The organism is uncultured Chitinibacter sp., from assembly GCF_945957625.1.
In the GTDB taxonomy this organism is placed as follows: domain Bacteria; phylum Pseudomonadota; class Gammaproteobacteria; order Burkholderiales; family Chitinibacteraceae; genus Chitinibacter; species Chitinibacter tainanensis.
This window is the reverse complement of record NZ_CAMFLP010000012.1, coordinates 12,702-37,107: the sequence shown is the minus strand read 5'-3', so window position 1 is coordinate 37,107 and position 24,406 is coordinate 12,702. Positions and strand designations below refer to the sequence as shown.

The window sequence follows — 24,406 nt, the reverse complement described above, 5'->3', positions numbered from 1 at the left end:
GATCTCCAAACTTTGCCCCACTGCCAGCTTTGGCGGTGGTGCATGCAAGTGTGTAGTTTGTTTCATCTCTCCCTGTAGTCATTCGCCCTGCCACGTGGTGGCAGGGCTTTTTTTTGCCTAGCGGCCGAAGAAAGTGGCGCTTTCGCTGATGTGCACCGCCGGATCATCCACGGCGGTTAGCTGAAACTGCACCGGGTGTGCGCCAGGGCCGGGTGGCGTGGCCGTTTTAACGCGCACTACAAATTCGCGGCTCTCGGTGCCGGCGAGCTCCAACGTCTGGGCCTGATCAATTTCGGCGTGCAGCCCCGGCAGGCCGGTGACCCGCAGCTGATAGCGGCGGTTTTGTTCGGCGGTGTTTTGTAATTGCAGCCGGTACAGGTTTTCAGTGCTGCCATCGGCTAGCTCGCGCGCCAGCGTATTGCGCTCGCGCACCAGATTCGCCTTCAGCGGCTGACGCGTACTGAGCGTGTAGGCGCTCAAACCCAGCACTAGCAGCAGCGCCACACTAAAGAGCGCCACATGCGGGCGCCGTAACTGTTGCCAGCCGCTCAGCCGTTGTGGCTGCTGCGCCAGTTCATTGGCGGTGGTATAGCGAATCAAGCCACGCGGATACCCTACCTGATCCATCACCTGATCGCAGGCATCAATACAGGCGGTACAGGCAATGCATTCGTATTGCAGCCCTTCGCGAATATCGATTCCGGCCGGACACACCTGCACACACAAGGTACACGATACGCATTCGCCCAAGCCCAATAGCTTAGGGTCTTGGCCGATCGCGCGTGGGCCACGCGGCTCGCCCCGCGCGGCGTCGTAACTGATGATCAGGGTGTTGTCATCAAACATCGCGCTCTGAAAGCGCGAATACGGGCACATATGCTGGCACACCTGTTCGCGCAGCCAGCCGGCATTACCATAGGTGGCCAGGGCGTACAGGCCAATCCAGAAACTATCCCACGGCCCCAGGCTGAAGCTAGCCAGCCCCGGCAACAGCTCGCTTAGCGGGGTGAAATAGGCCACGAAAGTAATCCCCGTCCAGAGCGAGAGCGCCAGCCAGAGGCTATGTTTGAGGCCTTTGCGCGCGAGTTTGGCAAGGCCCCACGGCGCCCGATCCAGTTTGATACGCGCTGAGCGATCCCCTTCACTTAGGTGTTCGAGCCACAAAAACAGCTGCGTATAGACCGTTTGCGGGCAGGCGTAGCCACACCATAAGCGCCCGCCAATCGCGGTCCAGACAAATAAGCCAAAGGCCGACACCAGCAACAGCGCCATCAGATAGACAAAATCTTGCGGCAACAGTACCAGGCCAAATACATAAAACTTGCTGTGCGCCAGATCGAACAGCATGGCGGGGCGCTCATTGATCTGTAGCCACGGCACACCATAAAAAAACAGCTGGGTGAGCAGCACACAGGCAATGCGCCAGCGGTTAAAGCGGCCATGTACCCAGCGTGGGTAGATTTTATTGCGCGGTTGAAAATGAATGGTCTGGACAGATGAAGTCGACATCGGGCGTATCCTGCCAGCGCAGGGCTGGCTGCAAGCAAATAGCCGCAGTATGCAAGCGCGCAAAAAACCAGAACAGAATCAGAAACTGCGGCAAAATGCGTATCAGATGTGCAGCTGGCTGCACTGCACCTGCCGTGGGAAACGCTGATGAAACGTTACGAAGCTCTGGCCGAGCTCTTGGCCGCTGATATTCGCAATGGCACCTTGCCGCCCGGCACGCGCTTGCCCTCGGTGCGCAAGCTACGCGCCCAGCATCAGGTGAGCCCGGCGACGATTTTTGCCGCCTATCACCGGCTGGAAGATCGCGGGCTGGTGCGCGCGCATGAGCGCTCGGGCTATTTTGTGCGCGGCCAAGCCAGCGCCCCGCTGGCCGAGCCGCAAACGCACGCCACCACCTTGCCGCCGGCCGAAGTGGATATCAGTCAGCTGGTATTTTCGATTTTGGGGGCGGCGCAAGACCGGGCCGTGGTGCCGCTGGGCTCGGCCTTTCCATCGCCACGGCATTTTCCTTTGCCGCGGCTGGCCAAATCGCTGGCTAGTAGCGCCCGCTTTATCGATCCATGGGAAACCGTGGCCAGCCTGCCGCCGGGGCATCTACCCCTGCGCCAGCAAATCGCGCTGCGCTATTTGGGCTTGGGCATTGCCCAGCCCGCCGATCAGATCATCATTACCAATGGGGCGCTTGAGGCGCTTAATCTGGCGCTGGCCGCACTCACCCAGCCGGGCGATCTGGTGGCGATTGAGTCGCCGGGTTTTTATGCCGCGCTGCAAGCGATTGAGCGGCTGAAGCTGAAAGCAATTGAAATTCCGGTCTGCCCAAAAGAAGGGTTGGATCTGGACGTACTCGCCGAGCTGTTGACCGCGCACCCGATCAAGGCTTGCTGGCTGATGACCTCGTTTCAAAACCCGATGGGGGTGAGCCTGAGCGACGAGAAAAAGCAGCGCTTGGTGCAGATGCTCAGCGCGCGGCAGATCCCATTGATTGAAGACGATGTGTATGGCGAGCTGTATTTTGGTCAGCGCCAGCCCTTGCCAGCCAAGGCATTTGATCGCGCTGGCTGGGTGCTGCATTGTGGCTCGTTTTCCAAATGCCTCGCCCCCGGATACCGCATTGGCTGGATTGCGCCTGGGCGCTTTGCCCGGCAAGTGGAGCAGCTCAAGCTGATGACCACCCTCTCGGCCAGTGTGCCTGCCCAGGCGGCGCTGGCCGATTATCTGCAAACCGGGGCCTATGACAAATATCTGCGCAAACTGCGGCATGTACTGGAAGGGCAGCTGGCGCTGATGAATGACGCGATTCGCCGGTATTTTCCGCCAGCCGTGCGTGTCTCCCGCCCGCAAGGCGGCTATTTTGTCTGGCTAGAATTCCCCGCCGGCTTTGATACGCTACAACTGCATCGTCAGGCCGCCGCCCACGGCATCAGCATTGCCCCTGGGCCTATTTTCTCTGCCAGCCGCCAGTTTCAGCACTGCATGCGGCTCAATTTTGGCGGTCAGTGGGGCGCCGAGTTTGAGCAGGCGATGCAAACCTTGGGGCGCTTGATTGATGAGCAGAGCACTGAGCATGCCTGATGTGCTCGACCTTAGGTGGCAGTCAGTATCGGGGCCGCACTTCAAAGCTTTTGTATAAGAGCTTCAAATCTCTTCGCCGCAGCCGAATTGCGAACGCCGTATCATGGGCTGATTCAATTTTCCTTAGCAGCACCCCATGTTTACCCATTCCAGTTTGTTTATTAGTCATGGCGCACCGTCGACGGTGATCGATGATATTCCGGCGCGGCATTTTCTGGCCGGGCTGGGCGCGCGCTTGCCGCGGCCGCGGGCAATTGTGCTGATTTCGGCGCACAATATCGCGCGGCAAACGGTGGTGGGCACCGCGGCGCAGTGGCAGGAATGGCATGACTTTAGCGGCTTTGCGCCCGAGCTGTATCAGCTGCAATACCGGCCGCAAGGCGCGCCGGGGCTGGCCATGCAGATTGCGCAGGGTTTGGCGGCGGCGGGTGTGCCGGTGGCGGTGAGTGATGATCCGGCGCTGGATCACGGCGCGTGGGTGCCGCTCAAATTAATCTACCCGCTGGCTGATGTGCCGGTGGTGACGGTCTCGCTGGCATTTCCGCTCGATAATTTGCACCATTGGCAGTTGGGCGAGCAGCTGGCGGCGGTGCTACCGCCGGATGTGTTGCTCGTTACATCAGGCAGCATTACGCATAATTTGCGCGATGCCTTTGCCCGGATGTCGCCAACTGCTACGGCGGGCTCGGCAGAGTATACCCTGGAGCCGTATGCGGCTGAATTCATTGCTGATACTTATGCTGCGCTCAATACCCAGGGTGAGCATGGTTGGCTGCAATGGGAGCAACAGCTGCGCCACGCGCGGCGGGCGCATCCGAGCATCGAGCACTTTCTGCCTTTGCTGATCGCGCGCGCAGCAGCCGGTACGCAGCAGGCCACGCCGCAGGTGCAGCCTTTGCATCAGAGTATGGTGCTGGGTGTGCTGGGCATGGATGTGATCGGGTTTAATTTGCCGCCGATGGCGCAATAATGCGTTTTTGGCTGGGCTGGCTGCTACAATCGGGTGCTGATTTTTGTCTGATAGTTAGAGCCTGTTGATGACGCTTGAGGAAGCCTTTGCCGACGACGGCCCGTTTGCCGCCGCCTTTCCCGGCTATAAATTGCGCCAGCCCCAGCTGGAAATGGCGCAGGCGGTGGCCAATGCCATTGAGAGCCAAGGCCAGCTGATTGCCGAGGCCGGCACCGGCACCGGCAAAACCTTTGCCTATCTGGTGCCTGCGCTACTGTCGGGCGGCAAAACCATTGTCTCGACCGGCACCAAAACGCTGCAAGATCAGCTGTTTAATCGCGATATTCCCAGCGTGCGCGATGTGCTGAAAGTGCCGGTGACGGTGGCGCTGTTGAAGGGGCGTTCGAACTACGTTTGCCACTATCATCTGGAGCGCGCCGAGCATGAAGGCCGCTTTATGCGCCGCGAAGATGTGGTGGATTTGCAAAAAGTAAAACGCTACGCCAAAGCCACGCAATCAGGCGATAAAGCCAGCTGCCCGGGCGTGCCGGAAGACGCGCCGATCTGGGCGCATGTCACCAGCACCCGCGATAATTGTCTGGGCCAGGATTGCCCCAGCCACAAAGATTGCTTTGTGCTTAAAGCCCGCCGCGAGGCGCAAGAAGCCGATGTGGTGGTGGTGAATCACCATCTGTTTTTTGCCGATGTCTGGCTGCGCGATGAAGGGGCAGGCGAGCTCTTGCCCGCCTGTAATACCGTGATTTTCGACGAGGCGCATCAGCTGCCCGAAGTCGCTAGCCTGTTTTTTGGCGATACGCTGACCAGCGGCCAGATTGTCGAGCTGGCCCGCGATGCCCGCGCCGAGGCGCTGGTGGTGGCCAAAGATTTTATCCATTTGCCCAATGCCGCCGAAGCGCTGGAAAAAAGCGTGAAAGATCTGCGGCTCACCTTTAAAGATCAGCTGCGTTTGCCGCAACATGAGCTCGCCGCAGCCAATAAAGAGTTTTACCCGCAGCTTTTGGCGCTGCAAGCGGCGCTCAATACCCTGACCGATCTGTTGGCCAAGCAGGCCGAGCGTGCCGAAGGGCTGGAAAAATGCTATCAGCGCGCGAGCGAAATGGCCCGCTTGCTGACCGAATGGCAAGCCGAAGATTCAACTGAAACCGTGCACTGGATCGATGTCACCCCGCACGGCTTTATGCTGCATGTTACGCCGCTGAACATCGCCGATTTATTTCAAAAGCAGGTTAATTTTCATCCGCGCGCTTGGGTGTTTGCTTCGGCCACGCTGGCGGTGAACAATCAATTTACGCATTTTCAGCATGAGCTGGGGCTATGGAAAGCCGAAACGGCCACCTGGGATAGCCCCTTTGATTACAAGCAGCAGGCGGTACTGTATGTGCCGCAAGACATGCCGCCACCGAATACGCCGAGCTATACCCCCGCCGTAATCGATAAAGCGTGGCCTTTGCTGCAGCTCACGCAAGGGCATGCGTTTTTGCTGTTTACCAGCTTGAAAGCCATGCGCGAAGCACACGAGCTGGTGCTGGAAAAACTCAAAGCCGCCAATCTGGATTGGCCGGTGTTTTTGCAAGGCAGTACCTCGCGTACCGAGCTGCTGGAGCAGTTTCGCCGTTCACCCAATGCGATTTTGGTGGCGAGCCAAACCTTCTGGGAAGGGATCGACGTGCGGGGCGAGCAGTTATCTTTGGTGGTGATCGATAAACTGCCGTTCTCGCCGCCGGATGATCCGGTGCTGTCGGCGCGAATGGAGCAAATTACCAAGGCCGGCCGTAGCCCGTTTATGGATTATCAATTGCCCAATGCCACCATTACCCTAAAGCAGGGTGCAGGGCGGCTGATTCGTGATGAAAGTGATACCGGCATTTTGATGATTGCCGATACGCGCCTGGTTGAAAAACACTACGGCAAGTTGATCTGGAAAAGCTTGCCGCCGATGTTTCGCTCACGCGAGCTGGCCAATGTGCAAAAATTCTACGCGCTCAAACAAGCGCAAAAAACCGCCGGCCCTGCGGCCGAGCCTAACTAACTCATCGCTGCTGGAGAACCACCGTGGCCCGATCTGCTAAAGCCACCTCGTCACCCCGTGCGCCCAAAGGGGCCAAACCGACCAGCCGGCCCTCCCTCTGGGGCCGGGTAGCAGGCTTTGCGCTCTTGGGCTTCTTGGTCTGTGGCGTGCTACTGGGCGGCTGGCTGTATAGCTGGGCCACCGAGCCGCAGCCCAAGCCGGCCGGGGGCTATGTGCAGCTGGAAGCGGGCACGGTGCAGCAATTGGCGCAGCAATTACAAGCACAAGGAGCGCTGGATTCGCCAACGCTATTTGTCTGGCTGGCGCGCGCCAGCGGCAAAGATACGCAATTAAAAGCCGGTCGCTATCGCATCATGGCGGATATATCGCCGTGGCTGTTGCTGCGCAAGCTGAGCAAGGGCGACACCGATGAGCTGATGGTAACGCTGGTGGAAGGCTGGAACTGGCGGGAAGTAAAGAAAACCCTGCTGGCCAATCCTCATCTGAAGCACGAGATCGCCCAGCTGAGCGATGCCGAGATTCTGGCGCGCCTCGGGATTGTGGCCGATTCGCCCGAAGGGCTGTTTTTCCCCGATACCTACCAGATCGAGGCCGGTAGCTCGGATTTAAAACTGCTTGCGCGTGCGCATCAGCGCCTGCAAAGCAAGCTGGAAGCAGCCTGGGCGGCGCGCAAGCCCGATTTGCCGCTGAAAAATGCCTATGAAGCTTTGATCTTGGCCTCGCTGGTGGAAAAAGAAACCGGCCGCGCGGCCGATCGGCCGCTGATTGCCGGGGTGTTTATCAATCGGCTGAAGCTGGGCATGCGCCTGCAAACTGATCCGGCAGTGATTTATGGCGTGGGGGAGAGCTTTGCCGGTGACATCACCAAGGCGCATTTACGCACCGATACCCCGTATAACACCTACACCCGCAATGGCCTCACCCCCACACCGATTGCCATGGTGGGCGAGGCTGCTTTGCTGGCCGCCACCCAGCCTGCAGATACCACCGCCCTGTATTTCGTGGCACGCGGCGATGGATCTAGCCAATTTTCAAATACCCTCGATGAGCATAATGCGGCAGTGAATAAATACCTGCGTTAAGCTCGCCAGCGCTGTTTGCGCTGCGTCTGATCTAGATCAAGCGGGTCACCAAACGGTCACCTGCCTGTCGCCAATTTGTAAGTGTCTCTCGCCTAAGCTGTGCGCACCTTTGGGAGAGCCTTATGAAACAACTATTAATAGTGAGCGCCATTGCGCTCGGTTTGTCCGCATGTGGCGGTTCCTCCGTCACCAATCCTGCCCCTACGCCAAGCGCCACGCCGGTTGCGCAGGCCAGCACTCCGAAAAATGTGATCTTCTTCCTCGGCGACGGGATGGGGATGACCACCCTGACTGCGGCGCGGATCTACGCCGTGGGCGAAGACGGTGAGCTCACCATCGATACCCTGCCCGAAACCGCCTTCGTTAAAACCTTCTCCAATGATGCGCAGGTCACCGATTCGGCGCCGTCAATGGCGGCCTATATGACCGGCGTGAAGATGAATAACGAAGTGATTTCCATGTCACAAGACACGCTGGCCAAAGACCCGAATAAAGACCTGACCAGCAACTGCGGCAGTAGCAATGGCAAACCGGTGACCACCTTGCTGGAATTCGCCAAAGCCGCGGGCCTGGCGACGGGCGTGGTGACTACTACCCGCATTACCCATGCCACCCCAGCGGCCACTTATGCCCACGTTTGCCACCGCGATGCGGAAAACGACATTGCCGCCCAATTGGTGCCTGGCGATGACAAGAGCGGTTTTAATCGGCAATTGCTCGATGGCGTGGATGTGGTGTTTGGGGGCGGTAGCCAATTCTTCAAGCCCACCGCCGCAGGTGGCAAACGCGCCGATGGCCGCGATCTGATCGCCGAAATGAAGGCGAATGCCTATAGCTTTGCCAGTAACAAAGCCGAATTCGATCAGCTGGACCCCAAAACGGCCAAGAAAATGTTTGGTCTGTTTAGCTCAAGCCATATGAGCTACGACCTAGATCGCGATCCGGCCAAAGAGCCAAGCCTGGCCGACATGACGGTGAAAGCCATTCAGGGCCTGCAAAAGAATAGCAAAGGCATGTTCCTGATGGTGGAAGGCGGCCGCATTGATCATGCCCTGCACGAAACCACGGCCAAGAAAGCGCTGCAAGACACCGTGGCCTTTGATAACGCGATTAAAGCCGCGCTTGCCGAAGTGAAGAAAACCGATCCGGAACTCAAAAACACCCTGATCGTCGTTACCGCCGACCATGATCACACGCTGGTGCTGAATGGCTATGCCGCACGGACCGGTAAATCCGCCGCGGGCAACCCAGGGGTGCTGGGGTTGGTGCGTAATTACAGCGATGGCAGCCTCGCCAAAGATGACGATGGGATGCCATACACCATTATTGGGTTTGGTACTGGGGAAAACCGCGTGAATGACAGCCGCAGCAAATTTGCTGCGCTGACCGATGAGGCGGTGTTTGCCAATAGCTATCACCAGGAAGCAGTGATTCAAACCGCGGTAGGGGCAGAGACGCATGGTGGTAATAACGTCTTTCTGGGCGCGATCGGTAAAAACGCCGATTCATTTGCCGGCGTGATCGACAACACCAAAGTCTTCTCGCTGATTCGCAGCGCCATGGGCCTGTAAGTGATGCAGCGCAACCGAACTTATTCTGGAATGATGATGAAAAAGACCTTACTTGCAGCCTTGTTTGTTTCTGCCTTTGCGCAACCGTCGCTGGCTGCCGGCGAAGCGAAAAACGTGATTTTCTTCCTGGGTGATGGCATGGGCCCGGCCACTGTCACCGCGGCGCGAATCTACAAATACAAGGAAGAAGGCGAGCTGAATATGGAAAAGCTCGACGGTAAAACCCGCACGGCCCGAGTGAAAACCTTCTCGAACGATGCGCAAACCACCGATTCGGCGCCGTCGATGTCCGCCTATATGACTGGCGTGAAGATGAATAATGAAGTCATCTCGATGAGCCCGGATACCAAGCCAACCAAGCCCAATGGCAAGGATTCGGCCTGCGCGGCCAATAATGGCAAACCGGTGGACACCATTTTGGAGCTTGCCAAAGCCAAGGGCAAAGCTGTGGGTGCCGTCACCACGACGACAGTTACCCACGCCACCCCCGCGGCTACTTATGCGCACATTTGCCACCGTGATGCAGAAAACGCAATTGCCGCGCAGGCTGCGGTGGGTGGGCTGGGATATAACAGCAAGCTGGGCGATGGGCTGGATGTCTTGCTGGGCGGCGGCTGGCAATTTTTCCGCCCGACCAGTGCCTCAGGTTTGCGCACGGATGGCCGTGATCTGATTGCCGAGTTGCAAGCCAAGGGTTACACCTACGCCGCCAGCGGCAGCCAACTAGCGGCGGTAGATGGTAAAAACACCAGCAAATTGCTGGGGCTGTTTAATAAAAGCCATCTCTCGTACGAGCTAGACCGGGTGAAAGGCAAGCTGGATGAGCCAAGCCTGAAAGACATGACCTTGAAAGCGATTGAGGTCCTGGCCAAGAAACCCGAAGGCTTTTTCCTGATGGTGGAAGGCGGCCGAATTGACCATGCTCTGCACGGCACCAATGCCAAAAAAGTGCTGGATGACACGATTGCCTTTGATGATGCGATCAAAGCGGCGCTGGATGAAATGCAAAAACGCGATCCAGGCTTGAAAAACACCCTGATCGTGGTCACCGCCGATCATGATCACACCATGACCATCAATGGTTATGGCAAGCGGGGCAGCAATATCCTTGGCACGGTGAAAGACTACAAAACCGGTGCTGAATCCAAAGACGTGAACGGCAATAACTACACCACCTTGGTGTTTGGTAACGGGCCAAATCGCAAACCGGTACGCAGCAATTTACTGGAAGGCGATGCAGATAAAAGCCAGGTGTTGCACGATGATTATCAGCAGGAAACCGGGGTGCGACTGGGCAGCGAAACTCACGGTGGTGGCGATGTGATGCTGTTTGCCACTGGGGCGGGGGGGGCCTCCAAAACCTTTAAAGGCACCATCGACAACACCAAGGTCTTTAGCTTGCTGAAATCCGCTTACGGTTTCTAAGCGCCTGCTTGTGGAGTGAACCAGGCCCTGCCGCGTTGCGGCAGGGTGAGTTTAATGATTGAGTTTATGTCTATTATTCGTGCAATTTTCGGGTTGGCACTGCTGCCCGCCCTCGCCAGCGCTGCCAGCCAGCCGCAGCCACTCTCCGCGATCATGACCTTTGAAAGTAAAGTGCTCAGTAGCGAAGGGGTAGAAAAACAAACCCGCTTTCAAGAGCGCCTCATCCGGGATGGGCGTAATGTCTGGACGGTGCGGCTCCTGCCGGCCGGCACCCCACCGCATGTGCATCAGGCGGGGGATCATCAGCACAAACACGACACCAATTTTGTGTTGGCGGCCAAATGGATTGCGCTCGATGCACAGCAAAAAGCGCAGCTAAAGTTTGTGCGTCAGGAAACCAAAACCATCATCACCCCACGGACCGAAGAGTTTGCCGGGCTGGGTTTTGATGGCTCATGGGAGCATGCGGCCTATTTGCTCGATCGCTCGGCTTTGCAGCAGATGCGGGTGCTGAATAAACCTGCGCCAGCTGGCTGCCAATGGTATGAGCGCAGCGGCGATAAACTGTACACCCGCGTGCTGTGGGATCAGGCTTGGCAGCTACCACGGCAGATTGAAACGGGCAGCCTGGATGGCTTGTCGTTCAACCGGATTAGCATCGAGCGGCGGCCGATGCCGGCCACGATGCCCTGGCGTACCCTGGCTGGGTATCGGGCCGTAGCCTATGAGGATCTTCTCGATTGAGGCTATACCCATTTATTTCATCAGGCTGACGAGGGATGGTTTCTCATAAAACTGTCATCTAATTGGTATTTTCCTGTCATATTTGCTGATTACAGTGTCGCTTTTTCTGACCACCCTTCAGGGTAAGAGCGATGTCCAAGTCTAATCATTTCAATGACGAAAATTCCAACACCTCTGCCAACCCGACGTTTGATTCGGTACTCGAACAGCGCTTGCTGAATCGTCGCAGCTTCCTGGGTATGGGCGCCTCTGCGGCCGCCGTGCTGGGCGGGATGAGCCTGGGCCTGACTGGCTGTTCGTCGGGCGGCGATGTAGTGACGCCAGGTGCTACGCCAGCGCCAACCGTTGGGCCAACGCCTGTTCCTACGGCTGCGCCAAACCAGATCGTAACCCGTCTGGGTTTCAAAGCGGTGCCAAAATCACTGGCTGATGTGGTAACACTGCCACCGGGCTACAGCTATCAAGTGATCTATGCGCTGGGTGATCCGCTGACTGCCGCGACGACCGCGTTTAAAAACGACGGCACTGATGCTGATTTCTATAACCGTGCGGGTGATCACCACGACGGTATGGAATGGTTCGGTCTGGATGCTGCCGGCAAACCATCAGCCTCTGCCGCTGATCGTGGCCTGTTGGCGATGAACCATGAAGCCACCACCGACGAAAAACTGTCTTCGTTCTTTATTCACGCCAATGGCGGTACCGCAACCCTGCCACGCCCAGTGGCAGAAGTGGACAAAGAAGTTGATATTCACGGCTTGTCGGTTGTTGAAATCAAAGCTACCAATCGTAAATGGGCCACCGTGCAGGGCTCTAGCTTTAACCGCCGCGTTACACCACTGACCGAAGTTGAAATCGCCGGTCCAGCCCGTGGCCACGCGCTGTTGAAAACCAAGTTCTCGCCAACCGGCACCAAAACGCGCGGTACGATCAATAACTGCGGTTGCGGTAAATCGCCATGGGGCACTTATCTGTCTGGCGAGGAAAACTGGGCGGGTTATTTCTATCGCGTCAGCGCAGATGACACCAATCGTGGTGACAAGAGTGTTGTTGCACTGAAACGGTACGGCCGTAACGCCGGTTCGACTTCACGTCACGGTTGGGAAACCGCTGGTGCAGACGACAAGTATGCGCGCTGGAATATCAGCAAAACCGGTACTTCGGCTGACGGCTCTGATGACTATCGCAACGAGATGAATGGCCAAGGCTATATCATCGAGATGGATGCATACGATAAATCCAAAGCACTGAAAAAACGAACCGCTTTGGGTCGCTTTGCGCATGAGAGTGCCGCCTTTGGTCTGCCTGTGGTCGGCAAGCCACTGACTGTGTATCTGGGCGATGATTCGCGCAATGAATACATGTACAAGTTTGTATCCAAAGCCGTGTGGTCGGCTGCGGATGCCAACCCAAGCGATCGCATTGCCGTTGGCGACAAATACCTCGATGAAGGTACGCTGTATGTGGCCAAGTTCAATGCGGATGGTAGCGGTGAGTGGATCGAGCTGTCGCTGAACAACCCGCTGATCAAAAACTACGCTGGCTACACCTTTGCCGACCAAGCTGACATCTGCATTAACGCCCGTCTGGCTGGTGATGCGGTTGGCGCGACGAAGATGGACCGCCCAGAGTGGGGTGGTGTGCATCCAGTCACTGGTGATTACTATCAAACCCTGACTAACAACAGCAACCGCGACATCAACGCGGCAGCGAGCCCGAAACTGGTGCCAGACAGCGCCAATCCACGTGCTTATGCTGATGCTGATGGCATTAAGAGCAAAGGTAACCCGAATGGTCACATCCTGCGCACCAAAGAAGGCGCAACCGTGACCAGCTTTAAGTGGGATGTGTATCTGTTCGCCGCTGAAGCCGATATGGATAAAGGCACGGTTAATCTGTCGAATCTGACCGATGACCAAGATATGTCGTCGCCGGACGGCCTGGCCTTTAGCCAGAGCACAGGTATTTGCTGGATTCAAACCGATGACGGTTCGTACACCGATGTGACTAACTGCATGATGCTGGCCGCGATTCCAGGTAAACAGGGCGATGGCGCGAGCAAAACGCTGAGCTACACCAAAACCGATGGCAGCAAGCTGGATGTGGTGACTCAAGTTGGCGCAGCACCTACTGCCGATACGCTGAAACGCTTCCTGGTGGGCCCGAAAGATTGTGAAATCACCGGCCTGTGCGAAACCCCGGATGGCAAGGCGCTGTTTATTAATATTCAGCACCCAGGTGAAGGCACCAAAATGGCTGACGTGGCAGACCCAACTAAATACACCAGCCAATGGCCAAGCAATGCCGGCTACGGCGCAGGTAAACGTCCGCGTTCTGCTACCATCGTGATCACCAAAGATGACGGTGGCCGTATCGGTACCTAATGCATCACATGCAGCAATAAAAAACCCGCCGGAAGGTGGGTTTTTTATTGGGTATATGCCGGTAGGTGTTTTTAGGTAATGCTTCTGGTGCTATACCTAGATGGTGTATCTATTTGGAGTATTTGTTGATCGCTGCCTGAATCTCGGCAATAGCTTTTTCGATGTCTTCGTCGCTGATATCGGGGATCTTGTCTTTACCGAGGGTATCGATGTGCGTGCTGACGGTGTTTTCATCCAGCTTCACCGTCGAGACAAAGGCGCTATCTTCTTCGCGGTCGGCTTCATGCCAGTTGATGCCCAGTGCGGTGAGATTGTCGCCAAACTTCCCGCCGCGTAACTCGGCCTTATCCAGTAATTGCGGCAAGGCAAACATGACGGGGAAGGAGCTGAGGAAGTGGGTGATTTCATCTTCGGCCAGCGAGCCCCACAGCCCATCGGTGCACAGCATAATGCAGTCACCGGCAAACAGCGTCATACGGCCGCCGACTTCGATTTCCGGCATCAGGGTGCCGCCTAGGCAGTTGTAGATTTTGTTTTTTTCTGCGTGATGCAAGGCTTGTTCGGCGGAGATTACCCCGTTTTCGACGAGCTTTTGCACTTTAGAATGATCGCGCGTCTGGGCAATGGTAAAGCCATCGCGAATCAGATACAGCCGCGAATCGCCCACATGCGCCCAAAATGCGGTTTCATCCTGCACGATGCAGGCCACCACCGTGGTGCGGGGGATTTCCAGTAAATGCTGTGAAATCGCGTAGTTGTAGATCGCTTCGTGGCAGTTAAGTAGTGCCTCGGTCAGAAATTGCACCGGGTTGGCAATCACTGGCGTGGCTTTTTTCTGAAACTGATCTGTGAGCAGCTCGACGGTAATCTGGGCAGCAACTTCGCCGTGCAAATGTCCGCCCATGCCATCGGCCACTACCAGTAGCAAGGCATCGCGACTGTAGGAGTAGCCCACGCGGTCTTGATTGTATTCACGCCCGCCTTTGCGGCTATCCTGAAAAACCGTGAATTTCATTCCTCACCTTTGCGTTTCGGGCGAGTCATTTCGGCCCATTTGCGTTTGATCGAGTTCACCAGATTGTTTTTCTTGCGCGGCGGCGAGCCGGCTTCGAGCAAGGCTTTCTGGATTTGTGGCACGCTTTGCGGTCGCACCGTCGGGTCAACTGCGATACATTGATGGATTAAATCCAGCAGCTCGGGCGAATAGCGATCGCCATACAGCGTATCTAGGCGTTGAACTTTGTCTTCTTTTTCGCGCGCATCTGAGGGCTGCGGTGCCGTGCCGGCGATGCAGGCATACATCGAGGCACCAATCCCGTAAATATCGGTCCAGGGGCCCAATTGATCCTTGCGCCGGTATTGCTCGGGCGCAGCAAAGCCCGGGGTGTACATCGGGGTGAGCCGGGCATGCTCGGTGGTTAAGGTTTGCCGGGCCGAGCCAAAATCCAGTAGCACCGGCGAGCCATCTTTGCGGATATAGATATTGGCCGGCTTGATATCCAGATGCAGCAGCTTATGCAAATGTACTTCACGCAAACCGTTGAGCAGATTGTAAAACACGCTGCGAATCAGCTTTTCATCCACGCCTTCGCGGTCGTGATTTAGCTGGATTTCCTTTTGCAGCGTGCGACCGCGCTCGTAATCCATCACCATGTACACGGTTTCATTGGCGCGAAAGAAATTCAGTACGCGGACAATATTCGGGTGCTGAATGCGGGCCAGTGTTTTGCCTTCTTCAAAGAAGCATTTCAGGCCATGGCGAAACAGGGCGATATTTTCTTCGCTGGTGGCCTGCACGGCTACGCCCTCTTTGCGCAGGGCGAGCGAATTGGGCAGGTATTCCTTGATGGCGACCGGATAATCGTTCTCATCGTGGGCCAGATACACAATACTGAAACCGCCAGCAGAGAGCAGCTTGGCGATGGTGTAATTTTGCAGCTGGTAGCCGCGCGCGAGCGGTTGATTGCTTGGGGTGGCCATGCTTGGCTTTCGGTATAATTGCAGTATCTCTAAATTGTGTGTCGCCACCCGCTAATTGTAAAGCGGGTTCTTACAAAGGAAATTTATGATTCTCAGCATGACCGGCTACGCCAGTAGCCAGCGCGAGTTATCTCATGGGGTTTTGTCGGTTGAGCTGCGTGCCGTCAATCATCGTTTTCTCGATCTAAGTCTGCGATTGCCAGAGGAATTTCGCGCGCTGGAAGGGGCGATTCGCGAAAAACTCAGTGGCCGGCTTAATCGCGGCAAGCTCGAATGCCGGGTGGCATTTAATGCCCGTGAGGGGGCTGCTAGCCAGTTGCGCCTTAACAACGCTCTGGTGGCCGAGCTTCTGCGCTTGGCCGATCAAGTGAAAGAGCATCAGCCGGGGGCGGGTGATTTGCGCATGGGCGAAATCTTGCGCTGGCCCGGGGTGATTGAGTCGGATGCGCTGCCGGCGGAAGTGCTGCACGCTACCGCGATGCAGCTCTTGGATGAGGCGCTGGATGAATTTGTGGCCGCGCGCGGGCGTGAGGGCGAGAAACTAGGCGCGATTTTGCTGGTTCGCGCTGACGAAATGAGCAGCGTACTGGCGCAAATTGCGCCGCGCCTGCCGCAGATCATTGATGAATACGAAAACAAACTCAAGCAGCGCCTGCAAGAAGCTCTGGGCAGCGCCGACGATGAACGCGTGCGCCAAGAGCTGGTGCTGTTTGCACAAAAAGTCGATGTACAGGAAGAAGTCGATCGCCTGCATACCCACTTGGCCGAGTTGCGCCGCATTGTGCAGCAAGGCGGCCATGCAGGTAAGCGGCTGGATTTCCTAATGCAGGAGCTTAATCGTGAAGCCAATACTTTTGGTTCTAAATCGGTTTCGACCGATACCACCAAAGTTGCGATGACACTGAAAGTGTTGATCGAGCAGATGCGCGAGCAAATTCAGAATATCGAATAATCAGCGCCAGAATCTCGCGCTAGTTTTCGTGCGGGCGCGAGTTCACTTATACTGGCTGACAACTCGAAACACAGGAGCCAAACATGGCCAAAGGAAATCTGTTTGTGGTGACCGCCCCTAGTGGCGCTGGCAAAACCACGCTGGTCGCAGCGCTGCTGGCGGCCGATGCCAATGTGCAACTGTCGGTTTCATACACCACTCGCCAGCCGCGGGCCGGTGAAGTGGATGGCAAGGATTACCACTTTGTCGAGCGTAGCGAATTCGAGCGCATGATTCATGCTGGCGAATTACTCGAGCACGCTGAGGTATACGGTAATTATTACGGCACTTCGCAAGTGTGGATCAATGAAGTGATCAACAATGGCCGCGATATTCTGCTGGAAATCGACTGGCAAGGCGCGCAGCAGGTACGCCGCCTGTTCCCTGAGGCCATCGGCATTTTCGTACTGCCGCCTTCACTAGAAACACTGGAAAACCGCCTGCGCAATCGCGGTAAAGACAGCGATGAAGTGATCGCCAAGCGTATGGCCGTGGCCAAGGAAGAATGTGGCCACGTCGATGAGTTTGATTATGTGATCGTGAATGAGCATATCGATGATGCCGTACGCGATATCGTGGCGGTGGTGCGGGCACAGCGCCTGACGCTTGCACGCCAGTCGGTGCGCCATACAGGCTTGATTTCAAGCTTAAAAGGTTAATTCCGGCGCAAGCTGGTATAATGCACGGTTTCGCCGCTATTGGCGGCCGTCCAAGCATTTTTCGGAGAGTAAAAGATTATGGCCCGTATTACGGTTGAAGATTGTCTGGATCGTATCCCAAACCGATTTGACCTGACTCTGGCTGCCGCCTACCGCGCCCGCCAGCTGGAAAACGGCTCTAGCCCGCAAGTTGAAAACAACGGCCGGGATAAACCGACCGTAATGGCGTTGCGCGAAATGGCAGCCGGCCTGGTTGGGGTTGAAGTCCTGAACCGTCGCGGTTAATGCAGTATGTCGGCAAGCTCGGTTCCCCTCGTCGTTGAAGATGTCCCTGCGCTGGTTACCGCGCCGGAGGTAATCGAGCAAGCCAACCGTTTTCTCGCTGAGCAAACGGCCTATCTCAAACCAGAAGACCGCCAGATGTTACGGGCGGCTTTTTTGTTTGCAGAAGATGCTCACCGCGGTCAGATGCGCCGCTCGGGTGAGCCCTATATCTCCCATCCGCTGGCTGTTGCCGGTATTCTCACGCAATGGAAGCTGGATGCGCAGGCGCTGGCTGGCGCGCTCCTGCACGATGTGATGGAAGATTCCGGCGTGACCAAGCTGGAGCTGACCGAAAAGTTTGGCAAAGCGGTGGCCGAGCTCGTCGATGGCATGAGCAAAATCGACAAGCTGGAATTTCAAAGCAAAGAAGAAGCGCAGGCGGAAAACTTCCGCAAAATGCTGCTGGCCATGGCGCGCGATTTGCGCGTCATGCTGATCAAGCTGGCCGACCGTTTGCACAATATGCGCACCATGGATGCAATGCGGGTCGATAAGCAAAAGCGCATCGCTCGCGAGACCATGGAAATCTATGCCCCGATCGCGAACCGGATCGGGCTTAATGCCATCTACCAAGAGCTGGATGATCTGGCGTTCAAATACCTGCATCCGCGCCGGCATCATGTATTGTCCAAAGCGCTGAAAGCCGCCCGTGGCAATCGCCGCGAAGTGGTGCAGAAAATCCTCGATGCCATCAATGCCAAGCTAGCCGCCCAGCAGATCGAGGCGCAGGTATCCGGCCGCGAGAAAAACCTGTTTTCCATCTACCGCAAAATGGTGGAAAAACACCTCAGTTTTTCCGAGGTGCTGGATATTTATGCCTTTCGGGTGATCGTGAAAGATCACGCGCACTGCTATCTGGCGCTGGGCGCTTTGCATGCGCTGTTTAAGCCGATTCCGGGCAAATTTAAAGATTACATTGCCATTGCCAAAAGCAATGGCTACCAAAGCCTGCACACTACACTGTTCGGCCCTTATGGCACCCCGATTGAAGTGCAGATTCGCACTCCCGAAATGCACCGCATTGCCGATGCCGGCGTGGCCAGCCACTGGATGTATAAGAGCGGCGATGAGAGCTTCTCGGATGTGCAGCAACGCACGCATCAATGGCTGCAATCGCTGTTGGAACTGCAAGTGGATTCGGGTGACGCGGTCGAGTTTCTGGAGCATCTGAAGGTCGATCTCTTCCCCGATCAGGTGTATGTGTTTACGCCGAAAGGCAAGATCCTTAGCCTGCCCAATGGCGCGACGTGTGTGGATTTTGCCTATGCCGTGCACACCGATGTTGGCCATGGCTGTATCGCCGCGAAGGTGAATCATGAGCTGGTGCCGCTGCGCACCAAGCTGAAAAACGGCGATCACGTGGAAATCGTGATGGCCGCGCATGCCAAGCCCAACCCGAGCTGGCTGTCGTTTGTCACCACCGGCAAAGCCCGCTCGCAAATTCGCCATTTCCTGAAAACCATGCGCTTTGATGAGTCGATGCATCTGGGCGAGCGTTTGCTCAGTCAGGCCTTCTCGGCGCTGCATCAGCCGCTGCAAGTGAGCGACGAAGTATGGGAGAAATACCTGCGCGAAAGTGGCGAAAAATCGCGTGAAGCGGTGTTAGCCGATGTCGGTTTAGGGCAAAAACTCGCCGTAGTCGTTGCCAAACGGCTACTGCAGCTGGCGGGCTCATGGAGCGATGATCTGCGCCAGGGAAAAAAACCGATGGCGGTAACGATTCGTGGCACCGAAGGTATGGCGATTCAGTTTGCCCGCTGTTGCAACCCGATTCCGGGCGACCCGATTCTGGGTTTTGTGAAGAAAGACCACGGGCTGGTGGTGCATACCCATGATTGTCCGCAAGTGGCCAAGGGACGCATCGACGCCGATAAGCTCATCGATGTGGAATGGGACCCAGAAGTGGCGCGGGTGTTTGATGTGCCGGTGAAAGTGCTGGCCGAAAACGAGCGTGGCACGCTGGCAGCGCTGGCTGCAGCGGTGGCCGAGGCCGAGGCCAATATCGCTGCCGTCACCATGGGCGATGCGGTCGAGTCGCATGAGCGCTATCTGAGCGTGCAATTTACCCTGCAAGTGAATAACCGCATTCACTTGGCCAAAGTGCTCAAGCGTTTGCGCGCCTTGCCGACGGTTTATCGCCTGCAGCGCGTGCGCAACTAAATCCCTTGGCGTGCCCGCTGGCCGGGCGCCGTAATTCCTCGTGGCAATCTCGCGCAATCTGAGCCGCATCAAGGCAGCATCCCACCTGCATGTTAGAATGGCCGCTGTTTTCTAGAACAACAGCGGGCTTTCCCATGCAGCTTTCTCTGAATGGCCAACAACGCGAATTTCCCGATGGTCTGACCGTTGCCGGTTTGATCGAACACCTTGAGCTCACCGGCAAACGCGTAGCGCTCGAGCGCAATGGTGATATCGTGCCCAAAAGCCAGCATGCCAGCACTCTGCTCGCGCAGGGCGATGTGCTGGAAATGGTGGTCGCCGTGGGTGGTGGTTAAGGGTATCTGGCTAGAGGCCAAATAATAATTAGGCTACAGGGCTATACCCTGTTGCTGGTAGTGAATCTCTACAGTTTGATCCAGACGCAGGGGCGTAAATCATGAGTGATACATTTCAAATTGCGGGCAAAACCTATCAATCCCGCCTGATCGTTGGTACCGGCAAATACAAAGATTTCACCGAAACCCGCGCCGCTGTGGATGAATCGGGCGCCGAAATCGTCACCGTGGCAATTCGCCGCGTGAATATCGGTCAGGATGCCAGCCAGCCCTCACTGCTGGATTATCTGCCGCCCAGCCAGTTTACCTATCTGCCCAATACCGCCGGCTGCTACACCGCCGAAGACGCGGTGCGCACCCTACGGCTGGCGCGCGAATTGCTCGACGATCATCGGCTGGTGAAGCTGGAAGTGCTGGGCGATCCCAACACGCTGTTCCCCAATGTGCGTGAAACCCTGAAAGCCGCAGAAACGCTGGTGAAAGAGGGGTTTGATGTGATGGTCTATACCTCGGATGACCCGATCATCGCCAAAGAGCTGGAACAAATCGGCTGCTGCGCGATTATGCCGCTGGCCTCGCTGATCGGCTCGGGTATGGGAATTTTGAATCCGTGGAATCTGCGCCTGATTATCGAAGCCGCCAAGGTGCCGGTGCTGGTGGATGCCGGTGTGGGCACCGCCTCTGATGCCGCGATTGCGATGGAATTAGGCTGCGATGGCATTTTGATGAATACCGCCATTGCCGGCGCGCAAGACCCGGTACGGATGGCACGGGCGATGAAACTGGCGGTGCAGGCCGGGCGCGATGCCTTCCTCGCCGGTCGCGTGCCACGCAAGCTGTATAGTGCCGATCCATCGAGCCCGGTCACCGGGATGATTGCGGCCAGTAAATAAGTGAACGCCTAGGGTATTGCCTGCCAGGCTATGAAACGTATAGCCTTTGGATTAATACCCCGGTAAAACTTGGCTGGATCGAGCGGGCCGGCACCGCAAAATTTGGTGAATCGCCCGCCGCGCATTAAAATACCGCCATTGAATACCAAACCGCCGCCACTTGTCGCTCAAGGGCGGCGTTTTACATGGCAAGGAATCCCCATGAACGACGAGCAACTCGACCCGCAAACCAGCCCGCAGGATGAAGCCGCTGGCGAAGGCAAATTTATGCGCCGTATTCGCAGCTTTGTGCTGCGCCAAGGGCATTTGTCGACTGGGCAAGCCAAAGCGCTGGAGCAATTCGGCCCTGAGTTTTGTCTGGATTACCGCCCAGAGGCGCTGGATCTGGATGCCGCCTTTGGCCGTCAGGCACCACGGGTGCTGGAAATCGGTTTCGGCATGGGGCAGGCCACAGCCGAAATCGCTGTTCATCGGGCAGATACCGATTTTCTGGGCGTGGAAGTACACACCCCGGGTGTGGGTAGCTTGCTGAAATTGATTGGCGAGCAAGCCATCCGCAATATCCGCATCGTGCAACATGATGCGGTCGAAGTGCTGGAAAACATGCTGCCAGCCGGTAGCTTGGCCGGTGCGCATATTTTCTTTCCCGATCCATGGCATAAAAAACGTCACAACAAGCGGCGCCTGATTCAGCCTGAATTCGTGAAGCTGCTGGTTTCACGCATTCAAACCGGCGGCTATGTGCATCTGGCCACCGATTGGGAAGACTATGCGATTCAGATGCTGGAAGTGCTGAGCAATGAGCCAACGCTGAAAAACACCGCGACCAGCGACACGGGTTACGCCGAACGTCCCGATTACCGCCCGCTCACCAAGTTTGAAAACCGTGGTATCAAGCTGGGCCACGGCGTGTGGGATCTGGTGTTTATCAAGCAATAAGCGCGGATTCGGTAGCTTTGCACTCGGCACGGCGGCATTTTTATGCCGCCGTGTTGCGTTTGGGCTGCAGAAAAAACCGCGGCTGCCGATAAAGCGATAACTGGCTACTTGGCCATCCGCCGCGTCAGCGGTTTGCTGCCGGTAAAGCACTGGCGCTTCGCCAGCGGATGACTACAGTGGAACTATCGTCAGGCATCGCCTTAATGACATTGTCAGGAGAACAAGATGACCCGTATGCGTACGTTTTCCGCCAGCTGGCGCACCGTGGTGGTGGCGCTGCTGAGCTTGGGTCTGGCCGCTTGTGCCAGCAGTGGGAAAACCACGGTAAGCCATGATGAGGGCGTGAGCAATCCGCCGGTGGTCTTGCCAAGCAAAATCACGGCAGTGGGCTATGGCGCGATGCCAACCATGGATGGTTTATCGCCTTCACAGCGCCGCTTGCTGGCGATGCGTGCTTCGAAGCTCGACGCTTATCGCACGCTGGCCGAGACCGTATCCGGGGTGAAAATCACCGGTAACAGTACGGTATCGGCGATGGCGCTGAATAATGATGGCTTCCGTGCTTATGTCGAATCGTATCTGCGTGGCGCTCGTGTGGTCACAGTAACGCCGCTGCCGGATGGCGCTTTTGAAACCACATTAGAAATCACGCTGGGCGGTGAATTTTATCGCGCAGCGCAAACCGCTAGCCACCAAAGTGGTGGCAGCGAAGCTACCCCAGCGGCAGCGCCCATGAAGGCGGTGCCACAGCCGGTGGCAATGCCGGTAGAATCAGCCATCTTACCTAGCCAGAATTTCTATCTGTCACTGTGATTCGAACGCTGATCGCTGGCTGCGTGCTGGCAGCGCCGCTGTGGGCGGCTCAACATGAAGGTATTGCGCCGCTGGGTAGCGAGGGCTTAGAAGTGGCCCGCCGGCAGGCGATCGCCGATGCCCTTGAAAATGCGGCTTTGTTTAATGGCGCAACGGTCAAAAGCTATAGCCAGCAGAGCCAGCAACGCAGTAGCGACAATACGCAAATCCGCGGCACGCCGGCGCAGGATTACACGGTGGTGCGCGAGTGGACGACTCAAAGTGGTTTTCTGCACGTCATCATCGATGTGCAGCCACCAGCGGCGGCGGAAGCTAAAAACGCGACCGTCACGCCGACAGCGGCTACGGCTGCAGTAGCGCCAGCGGTAACGGCGACTGCGCAGTGTGGCGGCGGCGATTACAAGCGCAAGCTTTTGCTCGCGCATATGTGGGTGCAACATCCGGCCCAGACTCGCGATCTGGATCGGCTGCCGGAGGGCATCCAGCTGGATTTGATGCGCAAATTGTTTGATAGCGGTGGTTTTTTGCCGCAAAAGGCATTGTCCGAAGCGGCATTTGATTTACAGCCACAGTTTGCCGACCCCTTATTGCAGCCTGAGCGGGTGCGTGAACTCGCTCGGCGCTATGCGGTGCAGTTTGTGGTGGGCGGTATCGTGCGCGATACCTCGACCAGTGGTGAGCGTTACGCGGCAAGCTACGGCAATGATTTGCGTGAGGGTGAGCGCAAGCTGGAGCTGAATATCCCGCTGGTGAATTTCACCCAGCTGGGCCTTAAAGCCACGCCGGCCGAGCGGCGGTTTGAGTTTGAATTATTTGTGTTTGATGGGGTATCCGGTGCGCTGGTGAATCGGCATCGGCTGGCGGGAAAAGCCAGTGGCCAAGTGATGCAGGATCGCGCCACCAGCATGGCCACCGAAGGATTTAAAGAAACCGCCTACGGCCAGCTGATTGAACAAAAGATGCAGGAAGCCGCTCGGCGTATCACGCAAGACATCGCGTGTATTCCATTTTCAGCCCGGATCACGCGGGTAGAAAAAAACCGCGTGTATTTCGATGCCGGCACCACCTCGAAAGTAGGGGTGGGCGATAGCCTGCAGGTGTATCGGGTGGCGCCCGGTGGTTTGCCGCTGGCCGCGGCTAGTTTTGAGCCCAGCATGTCGCTGGGTTTGCCAGAAGAGATTGTGGGTAGTCTGAATGTCACCCAGGTGCAGCCGCTGTTTTCAGTAGGGATTTTGCAAGGTAGCGGGGTGCAGGCGGGCGACTATGTGCGATTTGTAGGACGCGGAGGTCAAAAATGAAAGCCCTGCTCAGCCTGTGTTTATGCTGGCCAGCCTTAGTGCTGGCATCCGAAGCCGGCCATGGCACACCAGCGGAAAAGCCGCCGGCCAAAACCGAAAGCCATGCAATTAAAAATGCCCCGCCGACCAAGGTGGATAATCTGAAAGGCCAGTTGCAGGTGAGCGGCTCGCACGGCAGTGAAGCGCCCAAAGCCAGCACCAAGCCGGCCGCTGCCGAAACGAAGGTCGAAGCCAAGACGGAAACCAAGGCCGAGCCAGCTAAGCCTGCGGCCCATGGCGAAGCGCCCAAGCCGCAGTTTACCGAGCCGCCGGTGGTGCAGTATGTGCCGCCCAAATACGGCAGCAGTAGTGCGACACCGGTGCAGCGCGTATATGTGCCTTCCAAATCGCCCGCCGCGCGTAAATCAAGCGCGCATGCTGGCAGTGCCCATGGCGGCAGCAGCAAGAAAAGTAGTGGACATGGCGCCGCCGAGTCATCGCAAGCAGTGACGCCTGGCTTGGTGCGGGTCATGCCTGCCAGCAGCCTGCCCGGGGGTAAGGTGCTGCCACCGGCCAAAGGCTTGAACGAGGTGAGCGCAAGCAGCGGCAGTAGTAGTGCAGGCAGCAGTGGCAAGCCACGGCTGACTTGGGGTGAAACAACCGTCATCAAGCCCGCCGCCAGCCCCGCGCCGGAAATCTATATCGTGCGCGATCCTGAATTGCGCTGGCAGCAATACAGCTATCCTTAA

At 56.9% G+C, this 24,406-nt stretch carries 21 protein-coding genes; 18 read left to right on the top strand and 3 right to left on the bottom strand.

All coding sequences use genetic code 11. The features are described from left to right. Positions 1-117: 117 nt before the first annotated feature. Entirely contained in the window at positions 118-1,509 is a 1,392-nt protein-coding gene (gene ccoG / locus QV747_RS13190) for a cytochrome c oxidase accessory protein CcoG (protein ID WP_273431577.1), read from the bottom strand. 147 nt (positions 1,510-1,656) lie between these two features. Here ccoG and QV747_RS13185 point away from each other — a divergent pair, with 147 nt between their 5' ends. The 8 genes from QV747_RS13185 to QV747_RS13150 all read left to right on the top strand — a co-directional run bounded on the left by QV747_RS13185 (position 1,657) and on the right by QV747_RS13150 (position 13,286). Continuing rightward, positions 1,657-3,081, top strand: a complete 1,425-nt coding sequence (locus QV747_RS13185) for a PLP-dependent aminotransferase family protein (RefSeq protein WP_273431575.1) — start codon at positions 1,657-1,659, stop codon at positions 3,079-3,081. Between the two features lie 136 nt (positions 3,082-3,217). Further along, the gene (locus QV747_RS13180) at positions 3,218-4,051 is read left to right on the top strand and encodes a class III extradiol ring-cleavage dioxygenase (RefSeq protein ID WP_273431573.1); all 834 of its coding nucleotides are present in this window, start codon (positions 3,218-3,220) and stop codon (positions 4,049-4,051) included. A 67-nt stretch (positions 4,052-4,118) separates the two neighbouring features. Continuing rightward, on the top strand, positions 4,119-6,080 hold the full coding sequence (locus tag QV747_RS13175) for an ATP-dependent DNA helicase (RefSeq protein ID WP_028449545.1): 1,962 nt from the start codon (positions 4,119-4,121) through the stop codon (positions 6,078-6,080). Positions 6,081-6,103: 23 nt separating this feature from the next. Further along, the gene (gene mltG, locus QV747_RS13170) at positions 6,104-7,162 is read left to right on the top strand and encodes an endolytic transglycosylase MltG (protein ID WP_273431571.1); all 1,059 of its coding nucleotides are present in this window, start codon (positions 6,104-6,106) and stop codon (positions 7,160-7,162) included. Between the two features lie 122 nt (positions 7,163-7,284). Then, a complete protein-coding gene (locus QV747_RS13165; protein ID WP_273431570.1) occupies positions 7,285-8,733 on the top strand; it encodes an alkaline phosphatase in 1,449 nt (482 codons plus the stop codon). A gap of 36 nt (positions 8,734-8,769) precedes the next feature. Continuing rightward, positions 8,770-10,158: an alkaline phosphatase gene (locus QV747_RS13160; RefSeq protein WP_273431568.1), complete on the top strand. Its 1,389-nt coding sequence runs from the start codon at positions 8,770-8,772 to the stop codon at positions 10,156-10,158. A 66-nt stretch (positions 10,159-10,224) separates the two neighbouring features. Further along, entirely contained in the window at positions 10,225-10,902 is a 678-nt protein-coding gene (locus QV747_RS13155; protein WP_273431566.1) for a hypothetical protein, read from the top strand. 131 nt (positions 10,903-11,033) lie between these two features. After that, positions 11,034-13,286 carry a PhoX family phosphatase gene (locus tag QV747_RS13150; protein ID WP_273431564.1) on the top strand — a complete coding sequence of 751 codons (2,253 nt, stop codon included), beginning with the start codon at positions 11,034-11,036 and terminating at the stop codon, positions 13,284-13,286. 109 nt (positions 13,287-13,395) lie between these two features. Here the strand turns inward: QV747_RS13150 and QV747_RS13145 are convergent, their stop codons facing one another. Together QV747_RS13145 and QV747_RS13140 are read right to left on the bottom strand one after the other, a co-directional pair. Next, positions 13,396-14,301, bottom strand: coding sequence for a PP2C family serine/threonine-protein phosphatase (locus tag QV747_RS13145; protein WP_028449539.1), 906 nt, complete (start codon positions 14,299-14,301; stop codon positions 13,396-13,398). Further along, positions 14,298-15,266: a serine/threonine-protein kinase gene (locus QV747_RS13140; protein WP_028449538.1), complete on the bottom strand. Its 969-nt coding sequence runs from the start codon at positions 15,264-15,266 to the stop codon at positions 14,298-14,300. The genes QV747_RS13145 and QV747_RS13140 overlap by 4 nt, the downstream gene beginning before the upstream one ends. 85 nt (positions 15,267-15,351) lie before the next feature. Here QV747_RS13140 and QV747_RS13135 point away from each other — a divergent pair, with 85 nt between their 5' ends. The 10 genes from QV747_RS13135 to QV747_RS13090 all read left to right on the top strand — a co-directional run bounded on the left by QV747_RS13135 (position 15,352) and on the right by QV747_RS13090 (position 24,406). Beyond that, complete coding sequence (locus QV747_RS13135) at positions 15,352-16,218, top strand: YicC/YloC family endoribonuclease (protein ID WP_273431561.1); 867 nt, start codon at positions 15,352-15,354, stop codon at positions 16,216-16,218. Between the two features lie 83 nt (positions 16,219-16,301). After that, positions 16,302-16,916, top strand: a complete 615-nt coding sequence (gene gmk, locus QV747_RS13130) for a guanylate kinase (protein WP_273431559.1) — start codon at positions 16,302-16,304, stop codon at positions 16,914-16,916. A 78-nt stretch (positions 16,917-16,994) separates the two neighbouring features. Then, positions 16,995-17,201 (top strand): DNA-directed RNA polymerase subunit omega, encoded by a 207-nt coding sequence (gene rpoZ, locus QV747_RS13125; protein ID WP_028449535.1) that lies wholly within the window; start codon positions 16,995-16,997, stop codon positions 17,199-17,201. Positions 17,202-17,207: 6 nt separating this feature from the next. Further along, a complete protein-coding gene (locus tag QV747_RS13120; protein WP_273431557.1) occupies positions 17,208-19,400 on the top strand; it encodes a bifunctional (p)ppGpp synthetase/guanosine-3',5'-bis(diphosphate) 3'-pyrophosphohydrolase in 2,193 nt (730 codons plus the stop codon). Between the two features lie 134 nt (positions 19,401-19,534). Next, on the top strand, positions 19,535-19,735 hold the full coding sequence (thiS, locus tag QV747_RS13115; protein WP_273431555.1) for a sulfur carrier protein ThiS: 201 nt from the start codon (positions 19,535-19,537) through the stop codon (positions 19,733-19,735). Positions 19,736-19,836: 101 nt separating this feature from the next. Further along, entirely contained in the window at positions 19,837-20,628 is a 792-nt protein-coding gene (locus QV747_RS13110) for a thiazole synthase (RefSeq protein WP_028449532.1), read from the top strand. Positions 20,629-20,895: 267 nt separating this feature from the next. Beyond that, entirely contained in the window at positions 20,896-21,567 is a 672-nt protein-coding gene (trmB, locus tag QV747_RS13105; protein WP_028449531.1) for a tRNA (guanosine(46)-N7)-methyltransferase TrmB, read from the top strand. Between the two features lie 225 nt (positions 21,568-21,792). Continuing rightward, the gene (locus QV747_RS13100; protein WP_051258832.1) at positions 21,793-22,380 is read left to right on the top strand and encodes an LPP20 family lipoprotein; all 588 of its coding nucleotides are present in this window, start codon (positions 21,793-21,795) and stop codon (positions 22,378-22,380) included. After that, positions 22,377-23,678: a flagellar assembly protein T N-terminal domain-containing protein gene (locus QV747_RS13095; protein ID WP_273431552.1), complete on the top strand. Its 1,302-nt coding sequence runs from the start codon at positions 22,377-22,379 to the stop codon at positions 23,676-23,678. The genes QV747_RS13100 and QV747_RS13095 overlap by 4 nt, the downstream gene beginning before the upstream one ends. Then, a complete protein-coding gene (locus QV747_RS13090) occupies positions 23,675-24,406 on the top strand; it encodes a hypothetical protein (RefSeq protein ID WP_273431551.1) in 732 nt (243 codons plus the stop codon). Before QV747_RS13095 ends, QV747_RS13090 begins: the two co-directional genes overlap by 4 nt.

Coding starts and splice junctions, on each gene's coding strand:
- ccoG (WP_273431577.1), bottom strand. CDS start 1,509: ATGTCGACTTCATCTGTCCAGACCATTCATTTTCAACCGCGCAATAAA.
- QV747_RS13185 (WP_273431575.1), top strand. CDS start 1,657: ATGAAACGTTACGAAGCTCTGGCCGAGCTCTTGGCCGCTGATATTCGC.
- QV747_RS13180 (WP_273431573.1), top strand. CDS start 3,218: ATGTTTACCCATTCCAGTTTGTTTATTAGTCATGGCGCACCGTCGACG.
- QV747_RS13175 (WP_028449545.1), top strand. CDS start 4,119: ATGACGCTTGAGGAAGCCTTTGCCGACGACGGCCCGTTTGCCGCCGCC.
- QV747_RS13165 (WP_273431570.1), top strand. CDS start 7,285: ATGAAACAACTATTAATAGTGAGCGCCATTGCGCTCGGTTTGTCCGCA.
- QV747_RS13160 (WP_273431568.1), top strand. CDS start 8,770: ATGAAAAAGACCTTACTTGCAGCCTTGTTTGTTTCTGCCTTTGCGCAA.
- QV747_RS13155 (WP_273431566.1), top strand. CDS start 10,225: ATGTCTATTATTCGTGCAATTTTCGGGTTGGCACTGCTGCCCGCCCTC.
- QV747_RS13150 (WP_273431564.1), top strand. CDS start 11,034: ATGTCCAAGTCTAATCATTTCAATGACGAAAATTCCAACACCTCTGCC.
- QV747_RS13145 (WP_028449539.1), bottom strand. CDS start 14,301: ATGAAATTCACGGTTTTTCAGGATAGCCGCAAAGGCGGGCGTGAATAC.
- QV747_RS13140 (WP_028449538.1), bottom strand. CDS start 15,266: ATGGCCACCCCAAGCAATCAACCGCTCGCGCGCGGCTACCAGCTGCAA.
- QV747_RS13135 (WP_273431561.1), top strand. CDS start 15,352: ATGATTCTCAGCATGACCGGCTACGCCAGTAGCCAGCGCGAGTTATCT.
- gmk (WP_273431559.1), top strand. CDS start 16,302: ATGGCCAAAGGAAATCTGTTTGTGGTGACCGCCCCTAGTGGCGCTGGC.
- rpoZ (WP_028449535.1), top strand. CDS start 16,995: ATGGCCCGTATTACGGTTGAAGATTGTCTGGATCGTATCCCAAACCGA.
- QV747_RS13120 (WP_273431557.1), top strand. CDS start 17,208: ATGTCGGCAAGCTCGGTTCCCCTCGTCGTTGAAGATGTCCCTGCGCTG.
- thiS (WP_273431555.1), top strand. CDS start 19,535: ATGCAGCTTTCTCTGAATGGCCAACAACGCGAATTTCCCGATGGTCTG.
- QV747_RS13110 (WP_028449532.1), top strand. CDS start 19,837: ATGAGTGATACATTTCAAATTGCGGGCAAAACCTATCAATCCCGCCTG.
- trmB (WP_028449531.1), top strand. CDS start 20,896: ATGCGCCGTATTCGCAGCTTTGTGCTGCGCCAAGGGCATTTGTCGACT.
- QV747_RS13100 (WP_051258832.1), top strand. CDS start 21,793: ATGACCCGTATGCGTACGTTTTCCGCCAGCTGGCGCACCGTGGTGGTG.
- QV747_RS13090 (WP_273431551.1), top strand. CDS start 23,675: ATGAAAGCCCTGCTCAGCCTGTGTTTATGCTGGCCAGCCTTAGTGCTG.